This window comes from Gordonibacter sp. (assembly GCF_036667095.1).
In the GTDB taxonomy this organism is placed as follows: domain Bacteria; phylum Actinomycetota; class Coriobacteriia; order Coriobacteriales; family Eggerthellaceae; genus Gordonibacter.
Map to the genome: position 1 here is coordinate 1 of NZ_JAVWUP010000367.1, position 1,457 is coordinate 1,457.

General features: G+C 59.9%; 1 protein-coding gene. It reads left to right on the top strand.

Going from position 1 to position 1,457, the window contains the following annotated elements; all coding sequences use genetic code 11:
- Window positions 1-257: 257 nt before the first annotated feature.
- Complete coding sequence (locus RR842_RS14670; RefSeq protein WP_332730309.1) at window positions 258-1,133, top strand: YafY family protein; 876 nt, start codon at window positions 258-260, stop codon at window positions 1,131-1,133.
- The last annotated feature ends 324 nt before the right edge of the window (window positions 1,134-1,457 follow it).

Here is a 1,457-nt window from a genome sequence, read left to right on the forward strand (position 1 = left end):
GTAGCACGTTCGAGAGAAACGATACGCCCGCGATGGCGTGCGGTCGGTATGAAGCCGGTATGCGCACCGGTAAGCGCTTCGGCGCGATGGATGTGCCCATGTGGCGGCTGACCGGAGCGATGCCGATGATAGTTTTGCGGTGGGGCGGGAGCTTTTCGCTCTGAGGATCGGCGAAGGCTGGCTCGCGGGCTTCTTTGCTATACTTGCTGCAATATTTGAGTTGCTGCGCAGCCATGCGAGGTGAGGAGTAGTCACAGGTGAAGATTGACCGCATGTTCGGAATCGTCTACCTGCTCATGGGACGGGATCGTCTGACTGCGAAGCAGCTTGCCGAGCACTTCGAAGTGTCGGTGCGGACTATCCACCGCGACGTCGAATCCTTGATGCAGGCGGGTATTCCCTTATACACTAGCCGCGGCTCGGAGGGCGGTGTGTCGCTTGTGCCGGGCTTTGCCTTGGACAAGGCGGTGCTCACGGAGGAAGAGCGGTCCCAGATACTGTGGGGGCTCCAAAGCCTTCCGCAGGGCGACCGCGCTGACGGTGAAGCATTGAAAAAGCTCAGCGCCTTGTTCGACCAGCCTTTTCCCGATTGGATCGAGGTTGATTTCTCGCGATGGGGTCACGCGTGCAAGGATGACGATAGATTCGAGACTCTTCATCGCGCCCTTCTGAGCGGACGCGCGGTCCGGTTTCGGTATGCCAGCACGAAGGGCGGCGTGAGCGAGCGGGAGGCATACCCGCTCAAGCTGGTGTTCAAGTCGAAAGCCTGGTACGTGCGGGCTTACTGCCTTGCGAAAAACGATTACCGCACGTTCAGGGTGAATCGGATGAACGCCCTAGAGACGACGGAGGCAACCTTCGACCGGACGCAGTTCGATCCGCCTGCGATCGAGGAGCCGCCGGCTCCCTACCAGCTGGTCACCTTGAAGCTGGTATTCGAGCCGCGGGCGGCGTCGCGGGTGTACGACGAGTTCGACGTCGATACCATCGAGGTGTCGGACGAGGGCAGCATCCATGTGTACACCCCCTATCCCCACAACGACTTCCTCTACGATCTGTTGGCCTCGTTCGGTAATGCCGTTTGCGTGGTTGCGCCCGCAGAGGTTCGCGAGAGGCTGCAGCAAGCGCGCTAGGGCTGCGCGTGGGAGGCTGTCGTGTTGTGCGCTGAAAGTTCGAGTTCCGTAGGTGTGAGTTCCGAAGGCTCGGGTGCCGCTTGATGCGAGGCTTCAAAGGTTTGTCTCGGTGCTGCTGATGACGCTTGTTCAGGGGCTCGTCCGCACGTCCTCGCACCCTCCCGTGAAGACGACACGCATCATTCCCCGCAAAGATGACACGCTGTTGTCAGGTACGGTGCGCCACAATGGGCTCGGTTAACATTCAAGGAAGTTCGTTGTGAGGAGATAAGGATGAGATGGACCGATAAGTTTCCCCCTGGCCAGCAGCCGGGTTCGGACGAT